Below are 15,882 nucleotides of genomic sequence, written 5' to 3'. Positions count from 1 at the left end.
AAGCGTTCTCCCACCCGATCAGCGCAACAGCGGCCGCAACAGTTCGCGGGCAATAATGTGGCGCTGGATTTCCGAAGTGCCTTCCCAGATCCGTTCGATCCGCGCGTTGCGCCAGATGCGCTCCACCGGCCCTTCGTCCATCAAGCCCATGCCGCCGTAAATCTGCACGGCCTCGTCAGCGACCTTGCCCAGCACTTCGCTGGCAAACAGCTTGGCCATGCCGGCCTCGCCGTCGGTCATGGTGCCCTGGTCCATTTTCCAGGCGGTGTTCAAGGTCAGCAGTTCGGCCGCGCGGATTTGCGTGGCCATGTCGGCGAGCTTGAACGAGATGCCTTGATAGGTGCCGATGGGCTGGCCGAACTGCTTGCGATCCGCCGCCCATTGCAGGGACACGTCCAACGCACGCTGGGCCTGGCCGACGCAGTTGGCGGCCACCATTACGCGGCCTGCGGTCAGCCAGGCGTTGGCGACCTCCCAGCCTTTGCCGACTTCGCCGAGGACTTTTGAGGCCGGCACGCGGCAGTCGTCGAAGAACATTTCATAGGTGTGGTAGCCGCGGTTGCTGACGCACTTGGGGCCTCGGCGAATGGTCATGCCCGGCGTGCCACGGTCCACCAGGAACGAGGTCACGGCGTTGCGCGGGCGGCCGTTGTGTTCGTAGGTGTCGGTGACGGCAAACACGATCGCAAAATCCGCGTGGCCGGCGTGGCTGATGAAGTGCTTGCTGCCGTTGAGCACAAAGTCATCACCACTGCGCACGGCGCGGGTCTTGATGGCATTGGCGTCGGAACCGGCACCCGGCTCGGTCAAGGCAAAACAGTCGATCTTCTTGCCCTGCACGCACGGCAACAGGTACTCGCCAATCTGCGCGCCAGTACAGGCCATGAGGATTTTCGAGGGCCGGGCGACAAACACATGCAGCGCCCAGGACACCTTCGACAACTCCCGTTCGATCAACGCCTGGGACAGGTAATCCAGGCCGCCACCGCCGACCTCTTCCGGCATGTTGAAGGCATAAAACCCGGCGGCAATCGCCTTGTCCCGGATCTGTGCGGCGAGCTCCGGCGAGACTTCATCGGCGCGGTCTACCGCCTCCTCGTGGGGCAACAATTCCTTGGCAACAAAACTGCGTACCGCGTCCACCAACATGTCTTGTTCTTGGCTGGGCTGGAAATTCATGGCGCTACCTGTCGATCGTTCGAGGGGTGTTTTGAAGAGGGATCAGTTGCCGGAGAAATTCGGGGGACGCTTTTCCATCGAGGCGCGCAGGGCTTCAGCACCGTCGGCGCTGCGGCCGCACAGCAGGCCGGCGGCGAGTTCGGCCTGGAGTTGTTCGGGCAGGCTGCGCCCGGCGCCTTCGCGAATCAGGGTTTTGGTCTGGGCGAAGGCAAAGGTCGGACCGTTGGCCAGGCGTGTGGCCAGGTCGGTAACGTGGGCGTGCAGTTGCTCATCGGCGACCACTTCGCCCACCAGGCCGGCGGCCAGGGCACGGTCGGCACTCCACAATTCATCGAGGAACAGCAGGCGCTTGGCTTGTTCGCTGCCGATCAGGCGCGGCAGATGCCAGCTGGCACCGGCGTCCGGCGAGTAGGCCATGCTGGTGTAACCGGCCTTGAAACGTGCCGATTGCGCGGCTACACGCAGGTCGCAGCACAGGGTCAGGTCCATGCCGGCGCCGACGGCCGTGCCGTTGATGGCGGCAACGGTGGGTTTTTCGAGGGTGTGCAGGCGGGTCATCAGGGCGTGGGCGGTTTCGGTCCAGCCGTAGGTTTCGAGGGCGCCACGGGCTTCGGCGTCGGCCCATTCGGCGAGGTCTGCGCCAGCGCAGAAGCTGCGACCTGTGCCGGTCAACACCACCACGCGCACCGCCGGGTCGCGGTTGAAACCGTCGAGCAACGCATGCAGGTGCTTGAGGGTCGGGATGTCCAGGGCGTTGCGCTGGGCGCCACGATTCAGGGTGATCCAGGCGACGCCTGCTTGCACTTGAGTGAGCACGGACGGATCTGTAGTCATGGAATCCTCGAATTATTTTAATTGGCTTGAGGGGTGCGACATGGGGCGATACTAAACGAGTGTTCAGTAAGGAGGCAATCGGGTAACTGCAAATATTTTTCGAGGGGAAAATGCCGGCCCGGACATTGCGTCCAGGCGGCGCGGAATCGTCAGTTCAGGGTTTGAGCTGGAAGCGCTTGCGGCCGCCGGACTGCAAGCCATCGACCCAGGCTTCGCAGATCTGGATGCCCTGCTCCGGGGTGAAGGTACCGGGATTGAGCCCCGATTCCAGCCACAGGCCATCGAGCAAGGCGCTCAAGGCGATGGCTGCCAGGTCGGCGTCGAACTGCTTCCAACCCTCCTCCTCGGCCATGTCCACCAAGGCCGAACGCATGATGGTGCGGTACTCGCCATAGGAATGTTCGTGGGCCTGGTTGATCGCCGGGGCCGTCTTGACCGCACCCCAGAACACCAGCCAGGCATCCAGCAGTTTCGGGTCCAGCAACTCGGGGGAAAACGAGCCGCGAAAGAACGCCGACAGGCGCTCACGCGGGCTGGGCGGCGCCTTGGCCATGGCGTCACGCAGCAAGTCCATCACCTGCCGGGTGATAGACCGGTAGGCCTCGGCCACCAGCTCATCCTTGCCCGAATAGTGATGACTGATCAGCCCCACCGACACCCCGGCCTCGGCGCTGATCTTGCGGATCGACGCGCCCTGGAAGCCGTCGCGCTTGAGGCACACCAGTGTGGCCTGGACCAGATTGGCCTTGCGCAACTCCGGTTCCATACGGGAGAAACGGGATTCCTGGGTCATGAGGCGGTGTCCTTGGGTAAAGTCGGCTGGACGACTCTACCTCACTCCCGGAACCCCGGCGACACCCGATCCAGCAACCGCAGCAATGCCGCCCACGCCAGTTGCATGGCGTCCAGGTCTGCCAGCTCGCCCTCTTCCAATGAGCGGCCAGGCTCATTGAACTGCCGCTCGGTGTATTCACACACGTCTGCAGGCGGCAGGATCAGCTTGCCGCACGCCTGGGCGGCAAGCTGGATATCGCAGGCCTTCTCCAGGTAGTACATGCGCAGGAAGGCCTGGCTGACCGTCTCCCCCACCGTCAACAAACCATGGTTGCGCAACATCAACACCGGCTTGTCGCCGAGGTCGCGCACCAGTCGTTGTTGCTCGTCCATGTCCAGCGCCACGCCTTCGTAGTCGTGGTAGGCAACCTTGCCGTAGAACTCCATGGAAATCTGGTTCACCGGCAACAGCCCGCATTCCAGCGCCGCCACCGCACACCCGGCGCGGGTGTGCGTGTGCAGCACGCACTGGGCGTCTTCACGGGCGCCGTGAATCGCGCTGTGAATCACAAACCCCGCCGGGTTGACGCCATGGGCCGACGCCTCGACCGCGCGCCCGTCCAGGCCGATCTTCACCAGGCTTGACGCGGTGATCTCCTCGAACATCAGCCCATAGGGGTTGATCAAAAAGTGATGCTCGGGCCCGGGAATACGCACCGAGATATGGGTGAAGATCAGGTCGCTCATGCGAAAGTGCGCGATCAGCCGGTAGCACGCAGCAAGCTCTTCACGCAGCTGTCGTTCGGTGGCCCCAGTCATTTTTTATTCTCCAGGCGGGTGGGTGATGTGGCTGACGCTAATCCAGTCCCCAGTAAAAAAACAAGTTGATTTTTTACTGGAGCTGACCTCCTATAGAAAAATAATAACAACAGCGCCTGGAGTATCCGCACCATGTCGCCCCATGCCTTTCCGTATCTTTTTGAACCGTTGACGCTGCGCGGCAAACGCCTGAAAAACCGCATCATGTCCAGCGGGCACGACACCTCCATGCCCACCGACAACCAGGTCAACGAGCAGTTGATCGCCTACCACCGGGCACGCGCCGAAGGCGGCGTGGGGCTGATTGTGTTGCAGGTGGCCGGGGTGCACGACAGCGCCCGCTACACCTCCCATGTGCTGATGGCCACCGATGACAGCTGCATCGACGGCTATCGCCGACTGGCCGAAACCTGCCACGCCCACGGCACCGTGGTGCTGTCGCAGATTTTCCACCCGGGGCGGGAAATCATGGAGTCGGCCGATGGCTTGCTGGCGGTGGCTTACTCGGCGTCCGGGGTGCCCAACGAGCGGTTCCGGGTGATGCCGCGCGCCCTTGACCAGTCGATGATTGACGAGATTGTGGAGGGCTACGGTGCGGCGGCGAGGCGCCTGCATCAGGCGGGGATTGACGGCGTGGAAGTGGTCGCCAGCCATGGGTATCTGCCGGCGCAATTTCTCAACCCGCGAGTGAACCGCCGCACCGACGGCTACAACGGTGAGCTGGAACAACGCCTGCGTTTTCTGCGGGAAATCATCGCCGCCGTGCGTGCCGAAACCGACGAACAGTTCATCATCGGCCTGCGCATCTCTGCGGATGAGCGCGACCCCGAAGGCCTGACGGAAGATGACTCCCTGGCGGCCGTGCAACAGTTGCAATCACAGCTGGATTATGTGCACATCGTCGCCGGCACCTCGGCTTCCCTCGGCGGCGCGATCCATATAGTGCCGCCCATGGCTATTGCTCCGGCTTACCTGGCCACAGAAGCCGCAACGTTCAAGGCCAGCCTGTCGATTCCGCTGTTCGTCACCGGGCGCATCAACCAGCCCCAGGAGGCCGAGCTGATGCTGCAGCGCAGCCAGGCCGATGTGTGCGGCATGACCCGCGCGCTGATCTGCGACCCGCGAATGCCGGCCAAAACCTCAAGCGGCCATGCCGAGGATGTACGGGCATGCATCGCCTGCAATCAGGCCTGCATCGGCCACTTCCACAAAGGCTTGCCGATCTCCTGCATCCAGCACCCCGAGACCGGCCGCGAATTGCAGTTTGGCCAGTTGCAACCGGCATTGCGACGCAAGCGGATTATGGTCGTCGGCGGCGGCCCGGCAGGGATGAAAGCCGCGGCCGTGGCGGCGCAACGCGGCCATGAGGTGACCTTGTATGAAGCCAGCGCTCAACTGGGCGGCCAGGTGCTCCTTGCACAGTTACTGCCACGGCGCAGCGAGTTTGGCGGCGCCAGTACCAACCTGCAGCGCGAGATGGAACTGGCGGGGGTTCGCGTGGTGCGCAACACCCGCGTCGACCGTGCCTTGGTGGAGCGCGAACAACCCGAGCTGGTGATCGTCGCCACCGGCGCCGAACCCTACTGGCCGACCTTCGAACGCGGCGGTGAGCTACAGGTGGTGGACGCCTGGCAAGTGCTGCGCGACGAGGTCCCGCTGGGCCGTTCGGTGGTCGTGGTGGACTGGCGTTGCGACTGGATCGGCCCGGGCATTGCCGAGCGCCTCACCCGCGCCGGCCATCAGGTGCAACTGGCGGTGAACGGCACCCATTGCGGGGAAAACCTGCCGTTGTACGTGCGTGATCAACTGGCCGGTGAGCTGCACCGGCTGGGCATTCCGATCATCCCTTACGCTCGTTTGTATGGCTGCGACGACACCACCGTCTACCTGCAACACACCGCCAGCGGCGAGCCGATGCTGCTGGAAAATATCGACACCCTGGTGTTGTGCCAGGGTCACCAGCCAGTGGACACTCTGGGGGCAGAACTGGAAGGCCTGGTGGCGTTCAGGCGCATCGGCGATTGCCTGGCGCCGCGTACCGCCGAAGAGGCGATTTATGAAGGATTGAAGGTAGCGTGGGACATTTGAACGACCAACCGCCACAGCTGTTTCTCGGCACCCGCATCCGCGGCTTGCGCAAGGCCCGGGGCATGACACTTACCGAATTGGCGCAGATGAGCGAATTGACGGCCGGCTATATCAGCCAACTGGAACGCAACCTCGCCTACCCGTCGATCCCGGCCCTGTTCAACATCGCCCGCAGCCTGGGGGTGACGATCCAGTGGTTTTTTGCCAGCGAGACCACGCCGGCCGCGGAGGATGAAGGGTTTGTGGTGCGCAGGAACAATCGCCAGAGCATTCACTATGAGGACGGGATCGTCGACCAGTTGCTGACGCCCCTGCCCAATCATCAATTGGAGATGCTGCACTCGCGCTTTCCACCGGGCACCTATAGCCAGCAGAGCTATAGCCATGAGGGTGAAGAGGCGGGTTATGTGTTGAGCGGGACGTTTGAGTTATGGGTGGGCGAGCGGCATTTTCAGCTGGCTGAAGGCGACAGTTTCAGCTTCTCCAGCAGTGAGCCCCATCGGTATGGCAACCCCGGGAAGGTGGATGCGGTGGTGATTTGGGTGATTACGCCGCCGACGTTTTAGACCGTTGGAGCAACTAAGGACGTTTCCTACGATACGCGGGGAGTTCTGGATGGGGGCCATCAGTAGTCGGTAAAAACGGCTCTTGCTATAAAACCGACTACTTTTTTATGAGGGTGCCGGTCATGTTTGAGTCGTTTGCGTGGTTCAAGAAACCCACTGAGGAAGATCTGGAAAATATCAGGGCTATCAAGCGGTACAAAACCATGAGGATAGTGGGTGAGTGGGGTATTTCTGTCGACCCGGCGGAAATCGCCAACTCACCCGAGTTCAAGGAACACAAGCGCAAGATACGTGAACTGATATTCAAATAACCCATGGGGCTACTACTGATACTGCCGTTACTGGTGAGTGGCTATTTGGTGTGTTTGAAACACCCCGGCCATTACTGCCGCCTCCACCGCTTTGAGGGCCAGTTACTCTATCTACAGGTCGCAAGATTAGGCTGGACCTGCCTCGTACTGTCGTTCGTACTGACCACCTTGATTCTTTGCCTGTCCAAACAGCCGCTGCAACTGGCTGGCCAGACAATCCCCATTGATTACAGTGCTTATCTGGGCAAGCTGCTGATAGAGCTGGATATTGCCACCGAGAGAAATCATGGCCTCTGGGTATTTTTGCTCCAGGTCGGCCTGACAGCCATGATCATTCCCTACTGCTGGGCGCGATTATTTGTGCGTTGGCGTCGACGAAGACTGCAACTTGCTTCAGAGGAGGAACTGAACCAGCAATTGATGCTCGAGCTTCTAACGGGGCGCCCCCTCAGGACCCTGCTCAGGGAATCCATTGCGCGCGGCTCTCAATGCATGTTCACGCTGAACGATCGGAATGTTTATGTGGGCGTTGTTTCATCCATCTGCGAGCCGAATGAGTCCGAAGGTATAGATCACGCCTTCAGTCTGATTCCGACCTGCAGCGGCTATCGCGACAAGGACACCCTGGAAATCATCCTCGATACTGAATACCCGGATGCGTCAGACGCTATTTCCATCATGCTGCTCCAGGAAGCGGTGGTATCAGCCACCCGCTTTGACCCTGCGACGTGGATGTCTTTCCAATCCCGCATACGGGCAAAACCCCAGCCTATTCGGAGCTATCGTCGTGAGTCGGCACGCAGGAAAAAGACGCCAGGTGCCTGCGCCTGAGGTCCTCCTGCCGAACAGTAAACCTTCCAGCCACTCCCACATCTACCCGCCGGTTTCAGTGCACACAAAAACGCAACACTGAACTGCACCGATTGTGATGGCCGCGTCACACCGGGGTTTATATAGTCGTCCCTACTGCAACCCGCCATGAGCCAGCCGGCCCATCACAAGGAAGCGTTCGATGACTGACCTGCATACCCTTACAGCCGCCGAACTGCTGGCGCAATTCGCCAGCCGGCAACTCGCGCCCATCGACTACTACGACCAGCTCCTGGCCCATATCGACCGCTGGGAGCCGAAGATCAACGCGCTCTATGCCTTCGACCCGCAACAGGTACGCCAGCAGGCCCAGGCATCCACCGAGCGCTGGAACAAGGGCCAGCCCAACGGTGCCCTCGACGGCTTACCGGTGACCCTCAAGGAATTGATCGCCACTGAAGGCGTGCCTATCCCCCTCGGCAGCGCCGCCACCCGCCTGACCCCGGCCCTCAGGGACGCACCGCCCGCAGCCCGTATGCGTGAAGCAGGTGCGATTATCCTGGCCAAGACCACCAACCCGGATTTCGGCATGCTGTCTTCCGGCCTGTCGAGCTTCCACGGTATCACCCGCAACCCGTGGAATACTGCCAACAACACCGGCGGCTCCAGCTCCGGTGCCGCCGCTGCGGCCGCCGCCGGTTATGGCCCGCTGCACGTGGGCACCGACATCGGTGGCTCGGTGCGCCTGCCCGCCGCCTGGTGCGGCCTGGTGGGGTTCAAGCCGACCTTGGGACGCATCCCCATCGACCCGTATTACACCGGCCGCGCCGCCGGGCCCATGACCCGCACCGTCGATGACTGCGTGCTGTTGATGCAACACCTGGCCCGCCCCGATGCCCGCGACGCCACCAGCCTGCCGCCACTCACCACCCAGTGGAGCCACCAGCCGTTGTCGGTCAAGGGCCTGCGGGTCGGCCTGATGCTCGAGCCCGGCGTGGGCATGCAGCCTGAAGGCTTCGTGTGTGAAGCAGTGGAGCAAGCCGCGCGGCTGTTCGAAGCCCATGGCGCCAAGGTCACGCTGATCCCGCCGATCATGGACCGCGCCCAACTCGACGGCCTCGACCATTTCTGGCGCGCCCGCCAGTGGGGTGACTTGTCCGCGTTGAGCAGCGAGCAGTTCGACAAGGTCTTGCCGTACATCCGCGACTGGGCCGCGCCGGGCGCCGAGATCAGCGGCGTACAAGCGGTGAAGGGTTTCAACCAGACCTTCGAGATGCGCCGCCGCGCCGCGCAGGTGTTCACCGAACTCGACCTGGTGCTGTCCCCCACCAACCAGGTCAACGCTTTCCCGGCCGAGTGGCCTTCACCCAGCAACAACCCGCAACTGCCGTTCGAACATATTGTGTTCACGGTGCCCTGGAACATGGGCGAACAACCGGCGCTGTCGATCAACTGCGGTTTCGCCGCCGATGGCATGCCTATCGGCTTGCAGATGATCGCCCCACGCTTTGCCGATCAATGGCTGCTGCAAATCGCTAAAACCTACGAGAGCTGGCGTGGCGCAATCCACCACTGGCCGAATCCTTCCTGACTTTGACGCTGTAAGAACTGCCCACCCACACGCCAGCTCCGGGCCTACGCGGCCGGAGCTTGGACGACCTATAACTAAAATCGAGGGGCTGGTATGCACACTGAGCAATTGACACGATCCGATCCTGATCACGCACCCGAAACACCGTCCCCGGACGCCGGCAAAAAGAGCATCTTCGCCGTGGTCCTGGGTAACGCCGTGGAATTTTTCGACTTTGGTGTGTACGCAACCTTTGCGGTGATGATCGGCCACACGTTTTTCCCGTCCGACAGCGCCTTCGTCAGCTTGATGCTGTCGGTCACCGCGTTCGGTATCGGCTTTATCGTCAGGCCCCTGGGCGCGGTGCTGATCGGCGCCTACGCCGACCGCGTCGGGCGCAAGCCGGCGATGCTGTTGACCCTGGTGATGATGGCCGTGGGCACCGGCAGCATCGCGATATTGCCCGGCTACGAGACCATCGGCATCGCGGCGCCGATCCTGCTGGTGCTCACCCGCATGATTCAGGGCCTGGCCTGGGGCGGTGAAGCCGGCCCCGCCACCACCTACATTCTCGAAGCGGCGCCGCCCCACAAACGCGGCACCTACGCCTGCTGGCAAGTGGTCGCCCAGGGCGTGGCCGCCATGGTGGCCGGGCTGGTGGGTTTCACCCTGACCAAAGTCATGTCCCCGGAAGACCTCAACAGCTGGGGCTGGCGTGTACCCTTTGTGTTCGGCCTGTTGGTATTGCCGATCGGCATCTACATCCGCCGCAACCTCGCCGAAACCTTCCACGGCCACGGCGAGCAGACCAGCACCGGCGACCTGGTGCGGGAAGTCTGCGGCAAGCACCGACGGGCTTTGGTACTGGGGTTGCTGATCCTTTCCGGCAGCACCATCACCCAGTACTTCCTCAACTACATGACCACCTTCGCCCTCACCGAGCTGAAGCTGCCCACCAGCATCTCCATGCTCTCGACCCTGGTGGCCGGCGCCGCCATGGCCGTGTGCGCGGTGGCCGGCGGCATGCTCTGCGACCGCTTCGGGCGCCGGGTAATCCTGATGACACCGCGGGTGGTGTTGCTGTTGATTCTGTTCCCGGCCCTGCAACTGATGACCGAGCACCCAAGCCCGGCGACCTTCCTGCTGACCCTCGCGGTGCTCTCTGGCCTGCACGGCATGAGCGGCGCAGCGCTGATCGTGCTGCTGGTGGAAAGCTTCCCGAAATCCGTGCGCTCCACCGGTTTCTCCATCGTCTACGCCTTCGGTGTGGCGGCGTTTGGCGGCACCGCGCAGATCATCATCACCTGGCTGATCGGCACCACCGGCGATCCGATGTCGCCGGTCTGGTACCTGCTGATCGCCAACCTGGTGTGCCTCACGGCCGCCTGGTTCGCCAAGGAAACCCGCCCGTCGCTGCCCGGCAGCCCGGCCCGCGAAACCCGGCTCACAGAAGCTTCGGTTCGCTGAACACTTTTTCCCACTGTCCCGCGTCTTTTCGCCACCGACCGGCAGCGCCTGAGGGCCTGCCGGGACGGTCGCCTTACGTCTGATTTGTATGGGGATTTACCATGTATCCACGTCTTTTGCTGGCCGTCACCCTGGCTTCCAGCACCCAGGCTTTCGCCCAAGAGAACGCTCAAGCCAGCGCACCGGGCTTCCTCGAAGGCAGCACCCTGGACCTGAACCTGCGCCACTACTATTCCAACCAGCACACCAAACGCACCACCCACCTGAGCATCAAGAAAGCCGGCGGCGTCGAGCCCACTCGTGTACGCGAAACCTGGGTGCAGACCAGCATGCTCAAGTACAGCTCCGGTTACACCCAGGGCCTGATTGGCGTGGGCGTGGATGCGGGAATCTTCAGTGCGGTTAATCTGGAGCGTGGGCACGGCAAGGTGGCCAATGGTGGCGACCGAGTGCTGGTAGACGGCGACGGCGATGCGATTCCCACCTGGAGCCGCCTGGGCGTGGGCGACGTGCGTTTGCGCCTGTCCAGCACCGAGATCAAGGCGGGCCGGCTGATGACCGACAACCCGATCCTGCGTTACAAGGACAACCGCGCCCTGCCCTCCAGCTTCCAGGGCGTGGGCCTGTTCAGCAACGAATTCGACTGGCTGTCGGTGCAGGGCGGCAGCTTCGAGCGGGCGATCCCGCGCACCGGCACCGGTGCCGAAAAGCTCACCACCACCTTCGGCAACCGCGCCTACAGCGGCGCACGCATTAGCTACCTGGGGGCCACGGTCAAACCGGGTTACGGGCTGGAGGCCAGCGTCTACGCGTCGCGTTTCGAAGACATGTGGGACCAGACCTACGTCGGCCTGTCCCACCGCATCGGCGACAAAAGCGACATCGCCTTGAAGACCGCCTTCAACTACTACCACACCAGCGATTCGGGGGACAAAAACCTCGGCTACATCGACAACAACGCCGCCAGCCTGGCCTTCACCGCCACGCACCTGGCCCACAGCCTGACGCTGGCCTGGCAGCAGGTGTTCGGCAACGAATACTTCGACTACGTGTGGGAGTCCACCGGCAACTACATGGCCAACTCGCTGTACTCGGACTACAACGGCCCCAACGAAAAATCCTGGCAACTGCGCTACGACCTGGACTTCGCCGCCTACGGCGTGCCCGGCCTCACCGCCAGCCTGTGGCACGCCAAGGGTTGGGACATCGACGGCACCCATTACGACGGCGACCGCAACGGCCACAACACCGGCTACAACGTGCGCAGCCTGGATGGCGCCAAGCACAACGAAAACGGTTTGATGGTGGCCTACGTAATCCAGTCCGGCACCCTCAAAAACACCGTACTGCGCACCATCGTCTACAACCACCGCGCCAGCGGCGGGCAGATTGACGGCAGCTACGATGAGTTCCGCCTCGTCGCCAATATGCCGATCAACATTTTCTGAGGCTCAGGCTCAGTTCAGCGAACAACGCTGCATCGCCCCTGCCAGCATTTCCTGGCACTTGAGCACCGCCACCGAGCGGGGGCGGTTGCGATAGACGCACAAGTCGATGCGGATGCGGCCGAGGTCTTCATCGGCGATCGGCACGGCGACCAAGCCGTCGCCCAGGTCCCGTACGTCTGCCTCGACCTGGGGCAGAATCAGCACTGCTGCCCGTTGCCGGGCCAGGCTTTTCTGCACTTCCAGGGAGCTGGTGGTGAACACGGGTTCGAGGGTGACGCCACGTTTTTTCGCGGCCACTTCCAGGGCCTGGCGCACGCCGTAGGCCGAGTCGGGAATCGCCAGGGGCTGGCCTTCCAGTTCGCTCAATTCGATGCTTTCGCGTTGGGCGAAGGGGTGTTCGGCGCTGACCAGCACCCGGTGCCACAGCTGGCAGTGGGCGGTGACTTCGACGTCGGCGCGTTCTTGCAGGTAGAACGCCAGGCCCAGGTCTGCCTCGCCGCTGCACAGGGCGTCGAGGGTGGCCGATGCACTGGCGATCACGATGTTGAAGGTGACCTTGGGATGGGCGCGGTAGAAGGTGGCGAGTACCGGGGCGAGTACGGTGGAAACGATACTTTCTGACACATGGATGCTGATGTTACCGGCCACCTGGCTTTGGCGGCTGGCGATGACTTCGCGTACCTGGTCGAGGCCGCGCAGGGTTGAGGTGACTTGTTCGGCCAGGCATTCGCCCTCGGCGGTGAGGCGGATGCCGCGGGGGCCGCGCTCAATCAGGGCGGCGCCGAAGAAGTGTTCCAGGTGTTCGATCTGGCGGCTGACGGCGGTTGGGGTGACGTATAGACGTTCGGCTGCCTTACGCAGGGAGGCGCAGCGGGCGACCTCGTGGAAATATCGCAAGGCGCGTAGTTGCATGGGGGGTGCTCCTTTTTTTGGGGGTTGGGGTTGGGTGGGGTACGCAATTACTGCGCCATGCATGTGTACATATCCGTTTCTTCGGTCACGGCGGCTTATGGTTTCGCTCTTACAGCGACTCACTTTGGAAAAGCCCCAAAGTAAGCAAAGGGCTCTGCCCCGCCTGTCGGCACCTCGCCTAGGCTCGGTGTTCCCTCACTCCGGCATTGCTCCGCGGGCCGCCGCGACGGGCCATCCATGGCCCGGCGCGGCTAAACCGGCGTCCTGCCGGTTTACCCGCTCCGCAATACCTGCGTTCGGCCTCGGGCTGAATGGGGCAGTCAGATCAAAATCAAAAGCAAAAGCACAGCGGCCTCCCGGCCGGCTTGAGTGTTGAAGAGCAAAAGCAAAAACCAGAGCGAAAACAGAGCTGCTTTTCTGTGGGAGCGGGCTTGCTCGCGAAAAACCTGAGAGCGCCGCGTTCATTCAGAATGCCCGCGTCATCGTTAACGACCTTCGCGAGCAAGCCCGCTCCCACATTTGGACCGTGCCCGCTTTAGCTTTTGATTTTGCTCTTCAACACTCAAGCCGGCCGGTAGGCCGCTGTGCTTTTGCTTTTGATCTTGATCTTAGGCGCCCCGTTAAACCACGCTGGCCGAACGCAGGCTTTGGAGCGTGGGTAACCCGGCAGGACGCCGGGTTAGCCGCGCTGGGCCAAGGATGGCCCATCGCGGCGGCCCACGGTCCAAAGCCGGAGTGAGGGCACTCCGAGCCTAGGCGAGGAGCCGAGTGGTGGGGCAAGAGCGTTTTGCTTACTTTTGCGCTTTTCAAAAGTGAGCCGCTGTAAGAGCGGAACCAATATCAGCCATAACCGAAGAAACGGATATGCACACCCCCACCATTTACGACCCATCCAAACCAAAAACGACCCCCTCCGTTGACGCCCCACCCCAAACCCCTATTAAGTACTATTAATGCGCATTAATAGGATCAATAACCCACCATGCTAAGCCGCCCATTGCGCCGCAAACGCCAAAAGCTCTCCGACGTGATCGTCGAGTCGGTCAAACGCTCAATCGTCACCGATGCACTCAAGCCCGGCGACCGTTTGCCCACCGAACGCGAACTGATGGAAAGCTTCCAGTGCTCCAAAGGCTCCGCCCGCGAAGCCCTCAAGGCGCTGGAAGTCGAGGGCCTGGTCAACACCCGCACCGGCCCCAGCGGCGGGGCCTACCTCAACCAGGCCGGCACCGAACCCGCCAGCCGCGCCCTGCGCAACTACCTGCACTTCCAGCACCTGGACGGCGAACAGGTCTACCAACTGCGCAAAGTCATCGAAGTCGAACTCGCCGTCTCGGTCCTGGGCCGCCTGAGCGAAGACGACTACCGCGCCCTCCAGGACAACGTCGATTTCTGCAGCGCCCCCGAAGACAGCGAAGCCGGCCAACGCGAACAACGCATCGCCGAACTCGAATTCCACAACCTGCTGGCCAAGGCCTGCCCCAACCCGCTATTGAGCTTCATGGCGCAATTCCTCAACGACCTGCTGCGCGACCTGGTCGTCCTGAAAAAAGCCTACAAACCCAAGCGCAAGCAATTCGACGCCGCCAACCTCGACTACCACAAGCAACTGCTGCTCGCCTTCCGAGCCGAAGACGAAGCCACCGTACGCAGCCTGATGCACGAACACATGTGCGACGCTGAACACCACATGACCGCCCTTGAAGGTGAGGTCAGCCCGCACTTTCTACTGGAGTTCGATCACAACCACTGACACCCCCCAACCCCCAATAAAAGGCCTGCCCACAGGCCGTGCTCCACCGTATCGCCATTGCCACTCCTGCCAATAACTAATCCAGGGAGTCACCCCATGCAGCGTCGTACGTTGTTGAAAGCCAGTCTCACCGCAGCCGCCGCCCTCAGCCTCCCGCTGAGCGTGCGTTCTGCATTCGCCGCAGAGCCCTTTACCTTTTACGGCCTCAAGTCCATGTCTGGCGCCTTTGCCAGTTATGGCAAATTTGCCGACATGGGTTCACGCCTCGCGGTGGAACAACACCCCGAGCTGCTCGGCCGCCCGCTGGTCTACAAAGTGATCGACACCGAAGGCAACGCCGGCAAGGCCGTGCGCAAGGTCCAGGAAGCGATCCAGCAGGACGGCGCACGCTTTTTCCAGGGCTGTACCCTTTCGTCTTCGGCACTCGCGGTGGCCAAGGAAGTGAGCAAGGCCGGTGGCGTGTTCATGACCCCGGTGGGCGCCGATGAAGTCACCGGCAAGGACTGCAACAGCGCCACCTTCCGCTGGTCAGTGCCGACCTACGGCGCGATCCGCGAAACCCTCGTGCCGCTGATCAAGCTGCTGCCCGACGCCAAGCGCTGGTACACCATCACCCCGCAATATGTGTTCGGCGAAGCCCTGCTCGAAGGCGCCAAATCGGTGCTGGCCGAGCATGGCCTGGAACACGCCGGCAACAGCTACCACTCCCTGCAGGAACAGGAATTCTCCGGCTACCTGACCAACGCAATCGCCGCCAAACCCGACGTGCTGGTGCTGCTGAACTTCGGCAGCCAGTCGTCCAACACCCTGCGCCAGGCGGTGAACTTCGGTATCAAGGAGCGCATGAAAGTGCTGCTGGTGTGGTCCGCCGGCCTCGATCAGTTCCAGGAGCTGGGCAGTGACGTACTGGAAGGCGTGTACCTCGGCGCGCAGTACTGGCACCAGGTCGACACCCCGCTCAACCGCGACCTGGTGAAACTGACCAAGGCCAAATACGGCATCAACCCCACCTACCCGCTGGCAGCCGACTACATCAGCACCAAGGTCATGCTCGAAACCATCATCTCCACCGGCAGTTTCGACGGGCCGACCGTGGCCAAGGCCATGCAGGGCCTGAGCTACGAAGGCCCCACCGGCAAGGAATCGATCCGCGCCGGCGACCATCAGGTGATCAAGGATTACTACCTGTTGGTGGGCAAGGCCGCCGGCGACATGGCCGACAAGGACGACCTGGCCAAGGTGCTCAGTTCCGGCCAGTCGTTCCCGCCAGTGGAAGCCACGGGCTGCGTGCTCGGCTGATCCGCTGAAAATCTACTGGTGACACAGCGCAGGGCCGCTCACGCGGCCGCCT

Annotated in this window: 14 protein-coding genes; 9 read left to right on the top strand and 5 right to left on the bottom strand. The window is 62.3% G+C overall.

The window, feature by feature from the left end; translation table 11 throughout:
• Positions 1-18: 18 nt before the first annotated feature.
• From NVB75_RS31830 to NVB75_RS31815, 4 genes are all read right to left on the bottom strand, one after another.
• The gene (locus NVB75_RS31830; protein WP_010173712.1) at positions 19-1,179 is read right to left on the bottom strand and encodes an acyl-CoA dehydrogenase family protein; all 1,161 of its coding nucleotides are present in this window, start codon (positions 1,177-1,179) and stop codon (positions 19-21) included.
• 42 nt (positions 1,180-1,221) lie between these two features.
• The gene (locus tag NVB75_RS31825) at positions 1,222-2,013 is read right to left on the bottom strand and encodes an enoyl-CoA hydratase/isomerase family protein (RefSeq protein ID WP_258344903.1); all 792 of its coding nucleotides are present in this window, start codon (positions 2,011-2,013) and stop codon (positions 1,222-1,224) included.
• 154 nt (positions 2,014-2,167) lie between these two features.
• Positions 2,168-2,806, bottom strand: a complete 639-nt coding sequence (locus NVB75_RS31820; RefSeq protein ID WP_258344901.1) for a TetR family transcriptional regulator C-terminal domain-containing protein — start codon at positions 2,804-2,806, stop codon at positions 2,168-2,170.
• Positions 2,807-2,847: 41 nt separating this feature from the next.
• Complete coding sequence (locus NVB75_RS31815) at positions 2,848-3,606, bottom strand: class II aldolase/adducin family protein (protein ID WP_076016427.1); 759 nt, start codon at positions 3,604-3,606, stop codon at positions 2,848-2,850.
• A 132-nt stretch (positions 3,607-3,738) separates the two neighbouring features.
• Between NVB75_RS31815 and NVB75_RS31810 the strand changes: the two genes are divergently transcribed.
• From NVB75_RS31810 to NVB75_RS31780, 7 genes are all read left to right on the top strand, one after another.
• Entirely contained in the window at positions 3,739-5,694 is a 1,956-nt protein-coding gene (locus tag NVB75_RS31810) for an FAD-dependent oxidoreductase (protein WP_258344898.1), read from the top strand.
• Positions 5,682-6,260: a helix-turn-helix domain-containing protein gene (locus NVB75_RS31805; protein ID WP_258344897.1), complete on the top strand. Its 579-nt coding sequence runs from the start codon at positions 5,682-5,684 to the stop codon at positions 6,258-6,260. The genes NVB75_RS31810 and NVB75_RS31805 overlap by 13 nt, the downstream gene beginning before the upstream one ends.
• 122 nt (positions 6,261-6,382) lie before the next feature.
• Positions 6,383-6,571, top strand: coding sequence for a hypothetical protein (locus NVB75_RS31800; protein WP_003208968.1), 189 nt, complete (start codon positions 6,383-6,385; stop codon positions 6,569-6,571).
• 3 nt (positions 6,572-6,574) lie between these two features.
• Positions 6,575-7,402 (top strand): hypothetical protein, encoded by an 828-nt coding sequence (locus NVB75_RS31795; protein ID WP_087694888.1) that lies wholly within the window; start codon positions 6,575-6,577, stop codon positions 7,400-7,402.
• Between the two features lie 181 nt (positions 7,403-7,583).
• The gene (locus NVB75_RS31790) at positions 7,584-8,972 is read left to right on the top strand and encodes an amidase (protein WP_258344896.1); all 1,389 of its coding nucleotides are present in this window, start codon (positions 7,584-7,586) and stop codon (positions 8,970-8,972) included.
• Between the two features lie 93 nt (positions 8,973-9,065).
• Positions 9,066-10,418: a citrate-proton symporter gene (locus NVB75_RS31785; RefSeq protein WP_063028934.1), complete on the top strand. Its 1,353-nt coding sequence runs from the start codon at positions 9,066-9,068 to the stop codon at positions 10,416-10,418.
• Positions 10,419-10,519: 101 nt separating this feature from the next.
• Positions 10,520-11,866, top strand: a complete 1,347-nt coding sequence (locus tag NVB75_RS31780) for an OprD family porin (RefSeq protein WP_258344895.1) — start codon at positions 10,520-10,522, stop codon at positions 11,864-11,866.
• Positions 11,867-11,875: 9 nt separating this feature from the next.
• Here the strand turns inward: NVB75_RS31780 and NVB75_RS31775 are convergent, their stop codons facing one another.
• A complete protein-coding gene (locus NVB75_RS31775) occupies positions 11,876-12,778 on the bottom strand; it encodes a LysR family transcriptional regulator (protein WP_017475444.1) in 903 nt (300 codons plus the stop codon).
• A gap of 982 nt (positions 12,779-13,760) precedes the next feature.
• On the opposite strand from NVB75_RS31775, the gene NVB75_RS31770 reads away from it, so the two are divergent.
• Complete coding sequence (locus tag NVB75_RS31770; RefSeq protein ID WP_258344894.1) at positions 13,761-14,531, top strand: FadR/GntR family transcriptional regulator; 771 nt, start codon at positions 13,761-13,763, stop codon at positions 14,529-14,531.
• A 96-nt stretch (positions 14,532-14,627) separates the two neighbouring features.
• Entirely contained in the window at positions 14,628-15,830 is a 1,203-nt protein-coding gene (locus tag NVB75_RS31765; protein WP_003215749.1) for an ABC transporter substrate-binding protein, read from the top strand.
• Positions 15,831-15,882: the final 52 nt, after the last annotated feature.

The organism is Pseudomonas sp. CBS (assembly GCF_024734645.1).
Classification (GTDB): Bacteria; Pseudomonadota; Gammaproteobacteria; order Pseudomonadales; family Pseudomonadaceae; genus Aquipseudomonas.
Note: the sequence above shows the minus strand (reverse complement) of the source record. Positions and strands in the feature narration are given on the sequence as shown.